This window comes from Rahnella woolbedingensis (genome assembly GCF_003602095.1).
Taxonomy (GTDB): domain Bacteria; phylum Pseudomonadota; class Gammaproteobacteria; order Enterobacterales; family Enterobacteriaceae; genus Rahnella; species Rahnella woolbedingensis.
This window is the reverse complement of sequence record NZ_RAHH01000012.1, coordinates 127456-143104: the sequence shown is the minus strand read 5'-3', so window position 1 is coordinate 143104 and position 15649 is coordinate 127456. Positions and strand designations below refer to the sequence as shown.

Annotated in this window: 19 protein-coding genes; 10 read left to right on the top strand and 9 right to left on the bottom strand. The window is 50.6% G+C overall.

Annotation, left to right across the window (positions count from 1 at the left end; genetic code table 11):
• Positions 1-48: 48 nt before the first annotated feature.
• A complete protein-coding gene (tyrR, locus tag D6C13_RS12240; RefSeq protein ID WP_120133018.1) occupies positions 49-1623 on the top strand; it encodes a transcriptional regulator TyrR in 1575 nt (524 codons plus the stop codon).
• An 83-nt stretch (positions 1624-1706) separates the two neighbouring features.
• Here the strand turns inward: tyrR and tpx are convergent, their stop codons facing one another.
• On the bottom strand, positions 1707-2210 hold the full coding sequence (gene tpx / locus D6C13_RS12235; RefSeq protein WP_120133017.1) for a thiol peroxidase: 504 nt from the start codon (positions 2208-2210) through the stop codon (positions 1707-1709).
• 136 nt (positions 2211-2346) lie between these two features.
• Between tpx and ycjG the strand changes: the two genes are divergently transcribed.
• Both ycjG and D6C13_RS12225 read left to right on the top strand, forming a co-directional pair.
• Positions 2347-3324 (top strand): L-Ala-D/L-Glu epimerase, encoded by a 978-nt coding sequence (gene ycjG, locus D6C13_RS12230; RefSeq protein ID WP_120133016.1) that lies wholly within the window; start codon positions 2347-2349, stop codon positions 3322-3324.
• Between the two features lie 133 nt (positions 3325-3457).
• Positions 3458-5092, top strand: a complete 1635-nt coding sequence (locus tag D6C13_RS12225) for an ABC transporter substrate-binding protein (protein WP_120133015.1) — start codon at positions 3458-3460, stop codon at positions 5090-5092.
• A gap of 91 nt (positions 5093-5183) precedes the next feature.
• Here D6C13_RS12225 and D6C13_RS12220 read toward each other — a convergent pair whose 3' ends face one another.
• On the bottom strand, positions 5184-6386 hold the full coding sequence (locus D6C13_RS12220) for an MFS transporter (protein WP_120133014.1): 1203 nt from the start codon (positions 6384-6386) through the stop codon (positions 5184-5186).
• 114 nt (positions 6387-6500) lie between these two features.
• On the opposite strand from D6C13_RS12220, the gene D6C13_RS12215 reads away from it, so the two are divergent.
• From D6C13_RS12215 to D6C13_RS12205, 3 genes are all read left to right on the top strand, one after another.
• On the top strand, positions 6501-7448 hold the full coding sequence (locus D6C13_RS12215; RefSeq protein ID WP_208642890.1) for a LysR family transcriptional regulator: 948 nt from the start codon (positions 6501-6503) through the stop codon (positions 7446-7448).
• Positions 7449-7535: 87 nt separating this feature from the next.
• A complete protein-coding gene (zntB, locus tag D6C13_RS12210; protein WP_120133013.1) occupies positions 7536-8519 on the top strand; it encodes a zinc transporter ZntB in 984 nt (327 codons plus the stop codon).
• A gap of 374 nt (positions 8520-8893) precedes the next feature.
• A complete protein-coding gene (locus tag D6C13_RS12205; protein WP_244212685.1) occupies positions 8894-9481 on the top strand; it encodes a hypothetical protein in 588 nt (195 codons plus the stop codon).
• Positions 9482-9536: 55 nt separating this feature from the next.
• Here the strand turns inward: D6C13_RS12205 and ttcA are convergent, their stop codons facing one another.
• The 3 genes from ttcA to D6C13_RS26090 all read right to left on the bottom strand — a co-directional run bounded on the left by ttcA (position 9537) and on the right by D6C13_RS26090 (position 11444).
• Complete coding sequence (gene ttcA, locus D6C13_RS12200) at positions 9537-10472, bottom strand: tRNA 2-thiocytidine(32) synthetase TtcA (RefSeq protein WP_120133011.1); 936 nt, start codon at positions 10470-10472, stop codon at positions 9537-9539.
• A 274-nt stretch (positions 10473-10746) separates the two neighbouring features.
• Complete coding sequence (locus tag D6C13_RS12195) at positions 10747-11037, bottom strand: Bor family protein (RefSeq protein ID WP_120133010.1); 291 nt, start codon at positions 11035-11037, stop codon at positions 10747-10749.
• A 275-nt stretch (positions 11038-11312) separates the two neighbouring features.
• Positions 11313-11444, bottom strand: coding sequence for a hypothetical protein (locus tag D6C13_RS26090; protein ID WP_279630065.1), 132 nt, complete (start codon positions 11442-11444; stop codon positions 11313-11315).
• Between the two features lie 350 nt (positions 11445-11794).
• Here D6C13_RS26090 and D6C13_RS12190 point away from each other — a divergent pair, with 350 nt between their 5' ends.
• Positions 11795-13036, top strand: a complete 1242-nt coding sequence (locus D6C13_RS12190) for a diguanylate phosphodiesterase (RefSeq protein ID WP_120133009.1) — start codon at positions 11795-11797, stop codon at positions 13034-13036.
• An 87-nt stretch (positions 13037-13123) separates the two neighbouring features.
• Here the strand turns inward: D6C13_RS12190 and D6C13_RS12185 are convergent, their stop codons facing one another.
• The 4 genes from D6C13_RS12185 to ycgZ all read right to left on the bottom strand — a co-directional run bounded on the left by D6C13_RS12185 (position 13124) and on the right by ycgZ (position 14457).
• On the bottom strand, positions 13124-13459 hold the full coding sequence (locus tag D6C13_RS12185; protein WP_244212684.1) for a biofilm development regulator YmgB/AriR family protein: 336 nt from the start codon (positions 13457-13459) through the stop codon (positions 13124-13126).
• Between the two features lie 43 nt (positions 13460-13502).
• Positions 13503-13838, bottom strand: coding sequence for a biofilm/acid-resistance regulator YmgB/AriR (locus tag D6C13_RS12180; protein WP_120133007.1), 336 nt, complete (start codon positions 13836-13838; stop codon positions 13503-13505).
• Positions 13819-14112, bottom strand: a complete 294-nt coding sequence (locus D6C13_RS12175) for a hypothetical protein (RefSeq protein WP_120133006.1) — start codon at positions 14110-14112, stop codon at positions 13819-13821. The genes D6C13_RS12180 and D6C13_RS12175 overlap by 20 nt, the downstream gene beginning before the upstream one ends.
• Positions 14113-14217: 105 nt before the next feature.
• Positions 14218-14457, bottom strand: coding sequence for a regulatory protein YcgZ (gene ycgZ / locus D6C13_RS12170; protein ID WP_120133005.1), 240 nt, complete (start codon positions 14455-14457; stop codon positions 14218-14220).
• A 295-nt stretch (positions 14458-14752) separates the two neighbouring features.
• On the opposite strand from ycgZ, the gene D6C13_RS12165 reads away from it, so the two are divergent.
• The 3 genes from D6C13_RS12165 to D6C13_RS12155 all read left to right on the top strand — a co-directional run bounded on the left by D6C13_RS12165 (position 14753) and on the right by D6C13_RS12155 (position 15567).
• The gene (locus D6C13_RS12165) at positions 14753-14953 is read left to right on the top strand and encodes a hypothetical protein (protein WP_244212683.1); all 201 of its coding nucleotides are present in this window, start codon (positions 14753-14755) and stop codon (positions 14951-14953) included.
• 109 nt (positions 14954-15062) lie between these two features.
• Positions 15063-15296, top strand: a complete 234-nt coding sequence (locus tag D6C13_RS12160; protein ID WP_120133004.1) for a YgdI/YgdR family lipoprotein — start codon at positions 15063-15065, stop codon at positions 15294-15296.
• Between the two features lie 34 nt (positions 15297-15330).
• A complete protein-coding gene (locus D6C13_RS12155) occupies positions 15331-15567 on the top strand; it encodes a YgdI/YgdR family lipoprotein (RefSeq protein ID WP_120133003.1) in 237 nt (78 codons plus the stop codon).
• Positions 15568-15649: the final 82 nt, after the last annotated feature.

Here is a 15649-nt window from a genome sequence, read left to right as displayed (position 1 = left end):
TATTATGGCTGCAGCGATTTCCGCACCGGCAGAAAAAGGTCAACACTGATGCGTCTGGAAGTTTTTTGCGAAGACCGCCTGGGTCTCACCCGTGAACTCCTCGATTTACTGGTTTTACGCAGTATTGATTTACGCGGTATCGAGATTGCCTCGATTGGCCGCATTTACCTGAATTTTTCCCAACTGGATTTTGACACTTTTCGCGCCCTGATGGCTGAAATCCGCCGTATCGACGGTGTGACAGATGTCCGTACCGTATCGTTCATGCCTTCCGAACGGGAGCATCGTGCGTTACGCGCTTTACTGGTTTCCATGCCGGAACCGGTTTTTTCCATTGATATGAAAGGCAAAGTTGAGCAGGCCAACCCGGCGGCGATGGCGTTGTTTGAACTCGATGAAGATAAAATCCGCAATGCGACGGCGGCGGGTTTGATCACCAGTTACAACGTCACGCGCTGGCTGGAAAACGACAACGCCCAGCCGCATACCGAACGTATTGTGATCCGCAGCCAGGATTTCCTGATGGATCTCACGCCCATCCATGTGGATGACGAGAACGAAAAAGGCGGGATTGCCGGCGCTGTCGTCATGCTCAAATCGGCTGCGCGCATGGGGCGCCAGTTGCAAGATTTAACCGTTAACGATGACAGTGAATTCGACCACATCGTCGCGGTCAGTACCAAAATGCGTCACGTATTGGATCAGGCACGTAAACTCGCGATGCTGGACGCGCCGCTGCTGATTGTCGGTGATACCGGCACCGGCAAAGATTTACTGGCCCACGCCTGCCATGTACGCAGCGCTCGCGGCAAAAAGCCCTTCCTCGGGCTTAACTGTGCTTCATTGCCGGACGACGTGGTAGAAAGCGAGCTGTTTGGCTATGCTGCCGGTGCATATCCGAATGCGCTGGAAGGCAAAAAAGGCTTCTTCGAACAGGCGAACGGGGGTTCGGTATTGCTCGATGAAATCGGTGAAATGTCGCCGAGAATGCAGATCAAACTGCTGCGTTTCCTCAATGACGGCACATTCCGTCGTGTGGGGGAAGAGCACGAAGTGAAAGTGGATGTGCGCGTGATGTGCGCCACGCAAAAAAACCTGGTGGAACTGGTGCAGCGCGGCGAATTCCGTGAGGATTTGTATTATCGCCTGAACGTGCTGAGCCTGACGCTACCACCGCTGCGTGATCGTGCTGCCGACGTCATGCCGCTGACCGAACTGTTTGTGGCGCGCTTCTCCGATGAACAGGGCATGCCGCGACCAAAACTGTCGTCGCAACTGGCAAACTACCTGACGCATTACGGCTGGCCGGGAAACGTCCGTCAGCTCAAAAATGCAATTTACCGCGCTCTGACGCAACTGGAAGGCGGCGAACTGCGTCCGCAGGATATCGTTCTGCCGGACTTCGACGCGGAAGTCACGATTGGTGAGGAAGCGCTGAACGGTTCACTTGACGATATCAGCAAACGTTTCGAACGTTCCGTGCTGACCCGTCTTTACCGTACTTATCCGAGCACGCGTAAACTGGCGAAGCGTCTGGGCGTCTCGCATACGGCCATCGCTAATAAACTGCGGGAATACGGCCTCAGCAGCCGTCGCGGAGAAACAGGCGAAAGCGAAGAGTAATTTCTTCTGCGGGTTTGTCCCAATAAAAAAGCAACGGATTGCTCCGTTGCTTTTTTTTCATCTGTCGTCTGTAGAAGCAAAAATTACTTCAGAACAGCCAGCGCAGATTCATAGTCAGGCTCAGTGGTGATTTCGTTCACCAGTTCGCTGTAAAGCACGTTGTCCTGACCATCCAGAACCACCACAGCACGGGCAGTCAGACCAGACAGCGCGCCATCGGTGATACCCACGCCGTAGTCGGATTTGAAATCACCGCCACGCAGGGTAGACAGCGTAACCACGTTAGACAGGCCTTCCGCGCCACAAAAACGTGACTGCGCGAATGGCAGGTCAGCAGAAATACACAAAACAACCGTGTTGTCGATTTCGCCAGCCAGCTGATTGAATTTACGCACGGATGTGGCGCAAACGCCGGTATCAATGCTTGGGAAAATGTTCAGGACTTTACGCTTGCCTGCGAAGCTGCTCAGGCTGACATCAGAAAGGTCTTTTGCGACCAGGCTGAAAGGCTTGGCGACGTCGCCTTTTTGTGGGATTTTGCCTGCAACGCTTACCGGGTTGCTCTGAAAGTGTACTGTCTGGGTCATGATTATTTCCTATGTCCATTGGAGTCAAACGGCTTTCAGTTTAGGGTAACAATGCTATGTTGGATATAGAATATTTGTTAATTACTTGTATCTATTGATTGTATCCCACAAGGCGCATTTCATTATTGGAGACACTATGAGAAGTGTTCGCTTTTATCCGGAAGCCTGGCCGTTGCATACGCCGTTTGTGATCTCGCGCGGAACCCGTACCGAAGCCCGCGTTGTGGCAGTTGAAATCGAAGAGAATGGCATTCGCGGTATGGGTGAATGCACGCCATATCCGCGTTATGACGAAAGCGAAAGCTCCGTGATGGCACAAATCGCCAGCGTGGTGACGGCCATTGAACGGGGTGCCAGTCGCGAACAGTTGCAACATTTGCTGCCAGCGGGCGCAGCGCGAAATGCACTCGACTGCGCGCTGTGGAACCTGGAGTCTCAGACCCGCAACCTGAGTTTGTGGCAACTGACCGACACCCAGCCTCTGGCATCGGTCAGCATGGCGCAGACTGTCAGCATCGGAACGCCTGAGGAGATGGCTCAGGCTGCGCTGGCGCTGCAAAAGCAGGGCGCGACGTTGCTGAAAATTAAACTCGACGACCGCCTGATCGCCGAACGGCTGGTGGCGGTTCGCGCCGCTGTTCCCAATGCTTCGCTGATTGTCGATGCCAACGAAGCCTGGCAGAGCGACGGACTGGCAGCGCGTTGTCAGTTGCTGGCCGATTTAGGCATTCTGATGCTCGAACAACCGCTTCCGGCAGGTGAGGATTCCGCACTGGAAAACTTCATTCATCCTCTGCCCATCTGTGCTGATGAAAGCTGTCATACCGTGGAAGGTTTACCTGCACTGAAAAATCGCTACGACATGATCAACATTAAGCTGGATAAAACCGGCGGTCTGACCGGCGCACTCCTGCTGGCACAGGCGGCGCGTGAGAACGGGTTTGATATCATGCTCGGCTGCATGTTGTGCACGTCGCGCGCCATTCGCGCCGCACTGGTGCTCACGGCGGGCGCAAAATTTGTCGATCTCGATGGCCCGACCTGGCTGGCGCAGGATGTCGAACCGGCACTGAAGTTTCATTGCGGCGGCATTGATATCGCCGGTTCCGCCTGAATTTTATCTCCTGCTGCTGCGGTTTTGTGCGCGAAGGCAAATCTGTAGCGATTTCTTATAGGGGATTGCGGCAGGTAGTGATAAAACTCCTGAATGTTTCAGGGTGTAGCCCTTTGTCCGTTCAGGAGAATTTATGCCGCAGGGAAAATCATTTCCGCTTTTATCCTATTCCGTATGCGCTGCGCTGGTGGCACTGACTTTGGGTCAGGCTATCGCCGCTCAGGTTCCCGCCGGTACGCCGCTCGCGGCAAAACAGGAAATTGTCCGCCACATTAAAGATGAACCCGCTTCACTGGATCCGTCCAAAGTAGTCGGTTTGCCTGAGGCACAGGTTGCCCGCGATTTATTCGAAGGGCTGGTAAATCAGGACGCGACCGGTAAAAGTGTGCCGGGTGTCGCTGAAAGCTGGCAAAACCAGAACAATCAGGTCTTCCTTTTCACCCTGCGCAAAGATGCCAGATGGTCGAATGGGGATCCGGTCACGGCGCAGGATTTTGTCTACAGCTGGCAGCGTCTGGTTGACCCCAAAGGTTCCTCGACCGGTGCCTGGTTTGCCGCGCTGGCAGGAATATCTAACGCAGATGCCATTATCGCCGGGAAAATGCCGGTGGATAAACTGGGCGTGACCGCCGTCAGCCCGACGCTTTTGCGCGTCACGCTGGATAAACCGGTGCCGTATTTTGTCAGTCTGCTGGCGAATTTTAGCCTGTTCCCGGTGCATAAAGCGACGGTTGAAAAGTTTGGCAATGACTGGACCAAACCGGGCAATCTGGTGGGCAATGGCGCATATGTGCTGAAAGACCGTGTGGTGAATGAAAAACTGGTGCTGGTGCCCAATCCGCATTACTGGGATCACGCGCATACCGTGCTGACCAAAGTGACTTTCGTGCCGATCAATAAAGAGTCCAATGCCACCAAACGTTATCTGGCTAACGATATTGATATCACCGAATCCTTCCCGAAAGATCAGTACAAAAAGCTGATGCATGATATTCCCGGTCAGGTTTATACGCCTTATCAGCTGGGAACCTATTATTACGCCTTCAACACCAAGCGTGCACCGACGGACGACGCGCGCGTTCGTCAGGCGCTTTCCCTGAGTATCGACCGTAAAATCATCGCCGAAAAAGTGCTGGGTACCGGCGAAAAACCGGCGTGGCGTTTTACTCCTGACGTTACCAACGGTTTCAAACCGGTGGAAAGCGAACTGGAGCAGTATTCGCAGGAAGAGCTTGATGCACAGGCGAAAAGTCTGCTGGCGGCGGCAGGTTACGGGCCGTCTAAACCGCTGCATCTGACGCTGCTGTATAACACGTCTGAAAGCCATCAGAAGATTGCCATTGCGGTCGCGTCGATGTGGAAAAAGACGCTGGGTGCGGATGTGAAGCTGGTGAATCAGGAATGGAAAACTTACATCGACAGCCGTAATACCGGCAATTTTGATGTGATCCGCGCGTCCTGGGTCGGTGATTACAACGAAGCCTCGACGTTTCTGTCGCTGCTGACTTCGACGCATAACGGCAATATCAGCAAATTCAGCAGTGCGGAATATGATAAAGTGATTGCCGATGCCAGCCGTGAAACCAGCGAGGCGCGCCGCAACGACGATTACAACAAAGCCGAGCAAATCATCGCCACACAAGCCCCGATTGCACCGATTTACCAGTACACCAACGGGCGTCTGATCAAACCGTGGGTGAAAGGATACCCGATCACCAATCCGGAAGACGTGGCGTATAGCCAGGAAATGTACATCCTGAAGCACTGACTGTGATTCATGGTAAAAGTCGGGGTAAATGTCAGACAAACAAAAGCGCCCGCTGCACATATCAGCGGGCGCTTTTATTTTATCGCACTGCTCAGTTTTTACGGCTGAACAGACGAACCAGTAACGCGGCACCGGCGGCGACCGTTGCCAGCACCACCACGCCTGACCAGCCACCGGCTTCCAGCGCTTTACTGCCCAGAGCCGCGCCTGCTGACATGCCGATAAATACCACGGTGAACAGCAGGGCATTCAGTCTGCCGCGTGCCGCCGGTTCAAGGCCGTAAACCAAGGTCTGATGGGCAACCAGCGTGGCCTGAATGCCTAAGTCAAAACCAATGGCGCTAAGCACAATCAGCGCCAGCTGGGCGTGTGGTGACAACAGCGGCAGCAGGAACATCGCCGCAAAAGACACCATCACCAGCGCTGAACCCATCTGAGTGACACGCTCCGGACCTTTTTTATCGGCTAACGCACCCGCCAGCGGCGCAGCTAATGCCCCTGCGGCTCCCGCCAGCCCGAAGGCACCCGCCACTGCACTGCCCAGGTGGAACTGTTCGTTAAGCATAATCGCCAGCGTTGACCAGAAAGCACTGAACGCCACCGACAATAAACCCTGAGCCAGTGCCGCATGGCGCAGCGTTTTGTAGTTCTTCCACAGACCAAACATTGAATGCAGCAGACCGGCGTAACTGATGCGCGTATCCGGTGTGAAACGCGGCAGAACCCGCCACAGCGCGATACCAATCAGTGCCACGCTGAGTGCCGCCAGCTGATACATCACCCGCCAGCCGAAATACTCAGCCACAAAACCGCTTAATACCCGCGAGAGCAAAATCCCGACCAGCAGCCCGGTCATCACCGTGCCGACCGTTTTCCCGCGCTGCGCCGGTGGGGCAAGATGCGCTGACGCCGGGACGATATCCTGCGCCATTGTCGCACCTATGCCGGTGACCAAACTTGCTATCAGCAGCCCGTGAATACCCGGCACAAATCCGCAGAGCAGCAAAGCGGCGGCCAGTAAAATGCTTTTCAGCAGAATAATCGTACGGCGGTCATGACGGTCGCCCAGCGGAATAAGAAACAAAATGCCCAGCGCATAACCGGCCTGAGTCAGCGTCGGGATCAGCCCGACCGACGTGGTGCTGGCGTTGAGATTTCCACCCATAATCCCCAGCATCGGCTGGCTGTAGTAAATCGAAGCGACGCTCAGTCCGGCACCGGCGGCCAGAGTAAAAATGATTTTGCCGGAAAGTGCTGAGTCGTTAACGGATGATGTACCTGAGAGTTCTGACATGACGTAATTTCCTGATGAATGAGTTCACGGGGTGGTGCGCGCTGAAAGCATTCTTCACGGTTCTGGTTATAAGTGGTAGCCTGCACAAAGGTAAAACAGTTATACGTGAGGCGTATGAGCATACCCATCCCGACGACCATCACCAGCGGCATTGACCGGATCGACCTGATGCAAACTTTTGTGCGCATTGTCGAAAGTGGCAGCCTTTCCGCTGCGGCTGTGCAACTGAACACCAGCCAGCCGACGGTCAGCCGCCGTTTGCAGTCGCTCGAACGCCTGCTGGGCACGAAACTGATCCTGCGCACCACGCACGCCATGAAACTCACTGACGACGGCGAACGCTGCTATGAACAGGCAAAACTGGTGCTGGAACGCTGGACGGCGCTGGAAGATCAACTGAGCGGTGCAGGGGATGAACCGGTTGGAATTTTACGGGTTCGTGCGCCGCACGCGTTCGGGCAGGATCAGCTCATCGTACCGTTAACCCGCTATTTGCAGCGTTATCCGAATCTTTCGGTGGACTGGATGCTCAACGACCGCACGCCGGATTTTATCGCCGAAGATATCGATTGTGCGATTCAGGTCGGGAATGTGCCGGATCCTTCCATGGTGGCCATCTTACTGGCGGAAGTGCCGCGCATCGTGGTGGCGACACCGGAATTATTACAGCAATATCCGGTCAGACAGGTCAGCGAGCTGAAAGAATTACCCTGGATTTCCCTGAGTACTTTTTATCGTAATGATGTCACGCTGCGCCACGATAATGACGGTCGCATGGAAAGTTGTCCCATCATGCCGCGGCTGGCGACCGACAGCTTATACGCGGTGCGTAAAGCCGCACTTTCCGGACTGGGGGCTGGCATTGTTTCCGCATGGGTAGTGAAAGAAGATCTTGAGGCAGGGCGCTTGCAGCGCGTATTACCCGGCTGGAACGCCTTACCGCTGCCGGTATATCTGGTGTATCCCTATTCCAGTTATTATCCGGCGCGGCTGCGCAAATTTCTTGAAATGATGCGCAGCGTGATGCCTGAACTGGCTGAAATGCAAAAACCCGGAAGTTAGAAACATACAGCCATACTGAGAAACAGATAAGACCGTGCAATTCGCGCTAAGCTCATCAAAGATAACGTAGAAAAAGCGAGGAACGTCGTGGAAGTGATTAAGGGAAGAGAATTACAGGTTTCTGATGCGGTCTACGCCTTGCAGATGGACGGTCAGGGCGGGGTGAATAACATCAGCCCGCAATGCGTCGCCAGTGGAGAAAAACCCTGCTGGCTGCATCTGGATTACACGCTGCCCGCCAGTGAGCAGTGGATTAACAGCACGCCTGTGCTGCCTGATACCGTGCGTGAAGCGCTGGCCGGTGACAGCGTTCGTCCAAAAGTGGTACGCGTAGGAGAAGGGACGTTAATCACGCTGCGCAGCATCAATCTCAACGCAGATTCGCGCCCGGATCAGCTGGTCACTATTCGCGTTTATCTCACCGACAAAATGATTGTCTCCACGCGACACCGTAAAGTGTTTTCGATGGAAGAGATGCTCAGTGATATGAAATCCGGCAGCGGGCCGAAGAATACCGGCCGCTGGCTGGTGGAAATTTGCGATGCGCTGACCGATCAGACCAGTGATTTTATCGAAGATTTACACGATAAAATTATCGATATTGAAGATGACCTGATGGAGCAGCAGGTGCCGGAGCGCGGTCAGATGGCACTGCTGCGCAAACAACTCATCGTTTTACGCCGTTATATGGCGCCGCAGCGCGATGTGTTTTCCCGTCTGGCCAGCGAACGTCTGCCCTGGATGAATGACGATGACCGCCGTCTGATGCAGGAAATCTCTGACCGCCTCGGGCGCGGACTGGATGACCTTGATGCCAGCATTGCGCGTACGGCGGTGTTGTCAGATGAAATCAGCTCGCTGATGGCCGATTCCCTCAACCGCCGCACCTACACCATGTCGCTGCTGGCGATGGTGTTTTTGCCCGCGACATTCCTGACCGGTCTGTTTGGCGTTAACTTAGGCGGCATTCCGGGGAACACGTCGCCGTTAGGTTTCGGGATTTTCTGTGCCTGTCTGGTGTTATTAGGCGGTGGAGTGGCGCTGTGGATGAAGAAAAGTCGCTGGTTATAAATCCTTAAGCTGCTGAAAAAAAGCAAAAAAAAAGCCGGTCAGAAGACCGGCGTCGTTCGAATTAAATTGTGCTATGCATTAATTCTAAAAATTTGGAAATAAGACAATATGGAGCACAACGCCCATCGCTTGACGTTGCATTCACCTGCGAAATAGATACTGCACCCATTCCGCGATTCTAATGTTGATTTCGCTCAATCTTTTTGAGGTTTATCCTCTGTGAAGGGCATTCTCAGGCACTTTTGCCAGGCTGCGCTCACTTTTGGACAAAACAGGAGTTTGCTTTGCATACCCGGGAAATGATTCATCAGGCATATGAAAATACAAACAGTAATACGCTAAGAGTATGGAATGCGCATCCGGGAACGGGCGCGGTGAGAACGGACCCTTTTTATCCTCCGGACTGCCTGGCAATCACCAGCGGCAACCGTGCCGGCCCGTCGATGAAGGAATTACTGGCAGATATCGTAACGGCAGCGCAGGGCGATGTGTTGGCGGACGTCGCGCCGACAGACGGTATGCACTTTACTTTTTTTGCCGTGACGCAGGCGTTGTATGACCGGCCGGAAAATGCGGAAGGTCTTGAGGAGTTGATCGAAATGTTTAACCAGCATTGCCGGGGGCATATTATGCATATCAGCGATTTGCGACTGATTGCGTTACCGGATCAGTTGCTGCTGGCGGGATTTCCGGATGAGGAAAGTTTGCGTGTTCGGCAGGCACTGGTGGACCATCTGCTCACCACGCAATGGGCAGGGAAAATACATGAGCGGTTTCCAAATACCGAGATCCCCCAAATGTTCTGGCACAGCACGCTCATGCGATACAGTGCGCAGTATTTACCGTCGTCTTTGCGGGAGTTTTTCCTGCACAACCAGCAGCATAACTTTGGTTCACTCAGCCTGCCGGTGAAACTGGTGATGACCAATTACAACTGGACTGACACTTTTACGCTGGCCTGAAAATGAAAAAGCCCGCGCAATGCGGGCTTCTGAGGTGCAGGGTCGGGCGTGGAAATTATTTAATTTCTAACACGTTCAGACGCTCAACCGGTGCAGCAGTTTCATCATCTTCCGGCTGCCAGCCAACAGGCTGCATCGGGATATCTTCACGGTCAAAAGCCAGATCTCCGCCGTCAATCACTTCACTACCGTGTTTAATCCCTTTGAAATCAAAAAGATTCATGTCATTGAGATGTGAAGGCACTACGTTTTGCATCGCGCTGAACATGGTTTCGATACGGCCCGGGTATTTTTTATCCCAGTCGTTGAGCATGTCACCGATAACCTGACGTTGCAGGTTTGGCTGTGAGCCGCACAGATTACAAGGGATGATCGGGTATTCACGTGCAATCGCGAAACGCTCGATATCTTTCTCGCGGCAATACGCCAGCGGGCGGATCACAATATGTTTACCATCATCACTCATCAGTTTTGGTGGCATTCCTTTCAGCTTGCCACCGTAGAACATATTGAGGAACAGGGTTTGCAGAATGTCATCACGGTGATGTCCCAGCGCAATTTTGGTACAACCCAGTTCGGAGGCGGTGCGGTATAAGATCCCGCGACGCAAACGTGAACACAACGAGCAGGTCGTTTTGCCTTCCGGAATTTTATCTTTGACGATGGAATAAGTGTCTTCGGTGACAATCTTATATTCCACGCCCAGCGTTTCCAGATACTCCGGCAGGATATGCGCCGGGAAACCCGGTTGCTTCTGATCCAGGTTAACCGCGATAAGCGAAAAATTCACCGGGGCGCTTTGCTGCAGGTTGCGCAAAATTTCCAGCATGGTGTAACTGTCCTTCCCGCCGGAAAGACAAACCATAATGCGGTCACCTTCTTCGATCATGCCGAAATCAGAGATCGCTTTTCCCACGTCACGACGCAGACGTTTTTGTAATTTATTCAGGTTGTACTGAGCTTTTTTATCAACTGATTGATTTTCTAACATTAATAATAACTCTGACTCAAAAAGGGGCACCAGAAGGGCATGGCCGACATAGCGCGAGTTTAGCATTGTGCATTTCGGACTGCCCGTTGCTTATGTCTTCCGTCCGGACGGCGTTGTGGCGCGTATGATACGGATTACGACACCGAATGTCAGCGCGTTTTATAGCAGATGAAGAAAGGGAAGGGTTTGGTGGCTAAAGGTGGAGGAAAGTGAAGCCTGCTGGCTGACCGTAAGGCTGTACAGCAGGCATTAATACGCGAGTTCTTCGCGATAATTATTTCGCGCAGTACACTCTGGCTTCGCGAGGCGTGTATATGCCAAGTGTGACAACGCGTAGCAGTACATCCATCCCGGATTCCTGAACTTCTGTACGAACCACTTTATCGGCGCCGCCACAGATTTGGGCTGCATCTATGGTGTGTTCTTGCCCGATGCCATTAACGAAGAAAGCTTGTTTGGTCACATGGGCGGGTTGCACTGCAACATCATCGTGGATCTTAAATGTCTGCTGAGCACAACCGGATAATGCTGTTGCTGCAAGAACCGCGATCATTAACTTTTTCATAATAACTCTTATTGATAATAAAGAAGTGAAACCATAGTTTCTTGCCTGCGGAGTGGTTTACATATCCGACCACTCACTATTTTTAGTTATTAAAGTTTATGGTTTACTCCTGGTTGAAGTATGTAATGAAAGATATTTTTCTTTGTTATTTTAACGGGCCGATAAGGTTACTAACTGGTTAAAACCTCAGGGTTAATAATAATTTTTAATATAAAAAATGGCTTCAGATTATTATTATGAAGCCGCTGGTAATGAGTGCTAAAATGTAAAAATAATTATTCGCAGTACCCGCCCTTATGATGCGAGCCCGTGCCGCCATGCGGATGCTCACCCTTAGGGCATGCGCTGGCGGAAAGACTCATCAAACCCAAAACGCTCACGAAGATAATTGCCAGTAATTTTTTCATTCTCATCCCTTAACTAATAAATTATATTTTTCTAATAGAGGTGATTGATTTTTGTCAGATCAATAACCCCATAATTCAATTTACCGGCTATCAATGCGGAATACCTTGAGAAAACGCAATTATTTATAGTGAAGCCGTAAAGGTTAATCAAATTAATATTGCGAATTAGCGAGGCTTTTAATTGTTGCTTTTACTTTAGTGGCGGGAAATAACTCGCTATGTGGCTTATCCGCTGATAAGACAGCCATTTTCAGCCTGTTCTATATGCTTAAATGACCGATTCGGATATTTCCATAAGCGAAATTTCTGCTACCCTGAGGGTCTGAATCAGATCCTTTTGGAAACACCCGATGCTTTTAACCCTCGTCTATCGCAGCCACATCAGTGAACACGTGCAGTCTGACTCACTGGTTGAAATGGTGTCACAAGCCAATGTTAACAACGAACTTTTAAGCATTACCGGGATCCTGCTTTTTGACGGGATGCACTTCTTCCAGTTGCTGGAAGGGCCGGAAGAGGCAGTGGATGCCCTATACAGCTCGATTTGTCAGGATAAGCGGCACCACAACGTCGTGGTTCTCATGCGTGACTATGTGCAGTCACGCCGCTTCGGCAATGTCGGTATGGAGCTTTTTGACCTCAGACATCATCATGAAGATGAGGTGCTTCAGGCGGTGCTTGATAAAGGAACGTCTAAATATCAGCTCACTTATGAAGACCGGGCGCTTCAATTTCTGTGCACCTTTGTGCAGGCCCGTGAGAAGGAAAATTACCTCGAAATTCTTCCGGCAGATTCCTGGTCTTTCCTCGCCGATGAGCCTCTGAAACCCGAAGTAGAATTTATATTCCCTGAAATGCAGGACTACAGTTTTGCCTTCCAGCCGATAGTTGATCCGCTGAGTCGCGAGATAATTTCTTACGAGGCGACAATCCGCGGGCCGGAAGGTGGCTCAGCGATGGAGTACTATTCCCGGCTTTCCGGGATCACTATCTACGAGGCAGATCTCAAATCCAAAAAGCTGGCCTTTGCCATGGCGCAGAAAATTGGGATCAGCGACAAAACGATTTCAATCAAACTTTTGCCTATGACGCTGGTGATGGTACCGGATGCTGTCGGGTTTCTGGTCAATGAGATAACCGCCTGTGGCCTGGTGCCTGAACAGATTGTGGTAGCCATCACTGAGAACGGTGTCATCACCCGTGAGGATAAGTTCACAACCGCAATGAAACAGCTCAAAGCCTCAGGAATGCGTCTGGCAATTGATGATTTCGGTGCAGGCTCTGCGGGATTATTGCTGCTGACTCAATGCCAGCCGGACAAAATTATGATTGATCGCAATATGATCTGTGACATTCATACCAGCGGGCCGAAACAGGCTGTCGTTCAGGCCATCATTAGATTCTGCTCTGCGTTAGAAATCTCAGTCATCGCGACAGGGGTTGAAAAACCGGAAGAGTGGATGTGGCTGGATGCGGCAGGGGTGTGTAATTTCCAGGGCGAGTTGTTTGCTGAGCCAAGACTGAAGGGCGCGCCGGTAGTCACATGGCCGGAAGTCACTTATGAATATCAGTCTGGTCAACAGGCTCTCTGAAAACTTGCCGGCTGAGCATAATGTTTAAACAACTGAGCCCGGAAAAGGATATTTCCCGGGCTCAGTTCATCATGCTTTGCTGCTAATTTATAAAATATCATCATCAGGTGTGCGGTAAACGACATATTCAAGTGCTTCCAGATAAACATCCTGCTTATCTGCATCACTTTCCTGCTCAATTTTCTGAATCAGACAAAGAATAATATCTTTATGGGTAACAATTACTTTCTGTTTTTTTAGATTTTTATAAACACGGATGACTGTTTCGTTTTCAACCAGAAGTTCAGGGTCTTCTGGCAAAATATAATCAGCCAATGTTATATGAGTATAAGACACGTCATGCATTTTAATACCCTCCGCACTTGTTACTGCTAGTTGTTGATAAATTTCCGCGCCCGAAGTCAGCGACTGAGCGCGAGACATTAATGATAAGGCGGGAATGATAAAGCAGGCTATTCTTTAAGATTCAGAAACCGGAATCATCCGGCGTCACGCCCACGACCATTTCCAGTGCACCGCGCAGAATATCCAGCTGTACAATATCGGAAGTGGTTTCAAGCTGATTAATCAGGTGCAGTATAATGGCCTTATTGGTCACCGTGCCTTTATTCGCCAGAATAAGACGGATCGCCGCACCCAGAACTTCAGCTTCACTTGAATAGAGTTCGCTCACTTTAGAAAAATGTTGATAAATACCTGTTTGATTGACTGCGTCTGTCATCGACTGAGATGGATTTGATACAACCGAATCATTATGGATTACTGCGTATTCAGTTGATGTATCAATGTTTTTTCTGGTCATCGGACGGCCCTTCAGTGTTGAAAAAGTGTCGTATATTGTCGACGTCCCGTACTTCATAACTGACACGCGCACGCTTATCAGCCTGATCGTGGCGCATCTCATTAATGATCTGCTCCAGGGCGCTTTTTCGATTTAAGTTGTCAGCACTCACAGCCATAAACTGTAACTGCTTAATGAGTCTGTCAATTGATATTGGACTTTTCGATTTAAGTAAGGATATTACCGCCTCACCAATCAGCTTATCCGTTAATTTTTCTTCGTTGCTTCTGTACATAATATTAGCCTCTGAATATTCGCTGACCAAGGGTCTTGGGCAGATTAGCTTAAGGTTCAGAGTTATTACTTTATTCCATGGGAATGATGCCATTATTTCAATTGATCATGAATCACGCTCAAGAACCAGACGGATTAGCTTCATATAATGCTTTTCCTCTTCCTCGCTGCCTGCGGATTCAACACGATTCAGAAGTTTGGAACACAATGCTTTGCGATTAAGATTCCTGCCTGCTTCCAGAATTTCTACCACAACGCGTCCCATTGTTTCCTCTTTAGAAAAACCCTGACTATATAGAGAAGGGGAGGCTTCTGGTGACATTCCATCGTGCTGGTTCTGACGCATGACATATCCTCATGTTAATGTGTGCGTTGTTAATGATTACTTATGTGACTATAAAGTTATACAAGATGTAGAAAGTTGTACAGGTATTTTTAAGAATAATAACCCATAATACAGATTATTCTTAACCGGATACCCGCTGAACCGTGACAGTTTGCAACCGATACAAAGATTTTACCCTGTCCGGAAAACATCTTTCAGAAAGCATTTTGGTAAAGAATGGGTAAAAGGAGGCAACTTTTTCTAAAATCTGCCGTTAAACAAAGAATGTCCTTTTTGGAATAATCAGGAGCTAACGGTGGAAAATTCAAAACTGGCTTTTGAGGAAGCCTGCCGCATGGTGGGTGAGTGCTGTTTGATGTTCGCTCAAAATGGCCAGGAAATCAGCCGTGAGCGGGTGGCGTTGTGGCTGGGTCGTGTTCAGGAAGAGGCGGTTGATGCCGTGGGTGAGCCCAATGATGCACTGCAACTGGCTATCGAGCGACTTAAAGGCCGGTGATTAAATGATCATGAAATTTCCGTTTGTCCTATTTTCCAAAGCCTTCGTAAAGAGTGACTATACTTAACTCGTTAATCGTTAAGTCAAAACACCTTTCAGGAGGAAATGTATGAAGAGGAATAACCTAATCGCCGCATCACTGGCTGCCGTCTCAATTTTATTTGTGGCTGGCTGTGCTTCGAACCAGGCGATTAAAACGACGGACGGAAAAACCATCGTTACGGACGGGAAACCTCAGGTAGATGACGATACCGGTCTGGTGTCCTATAAAAATGCGGAAACCGGCAAGACCGAGCAGATTAATCGCGACCAGGTTAAAAATATGAGCGAACTGGATAACTGATTTATCCGGCAACGTATCATCAAAGGAGAAGGTCATGAAGATCAAGAATAGGACATTACTTTTACCCTTAGCGGCTGTGTTATGTGTGGCGGCCTTGACGGGCTGCACGCGCACCAGTTATGCCATCCAGACGAATGATGCGCGAACCATCATCAGTGACGGCAAACCCAAAGAAGCCGATTCCGGCTTGCTGGAATACACCGATGCCAACGGTGTAAAACAGCAGATCAGCAAAACTGAAGTGAAACAGGTGACAGAACTTCCGAAGTAAATTCGGTGCTGATTCATTTTTGTCTGACATTAAAACCCGCTCACGAGGCGGGTTTTTTATGCGCTGAATCGCAGGGCAGAAC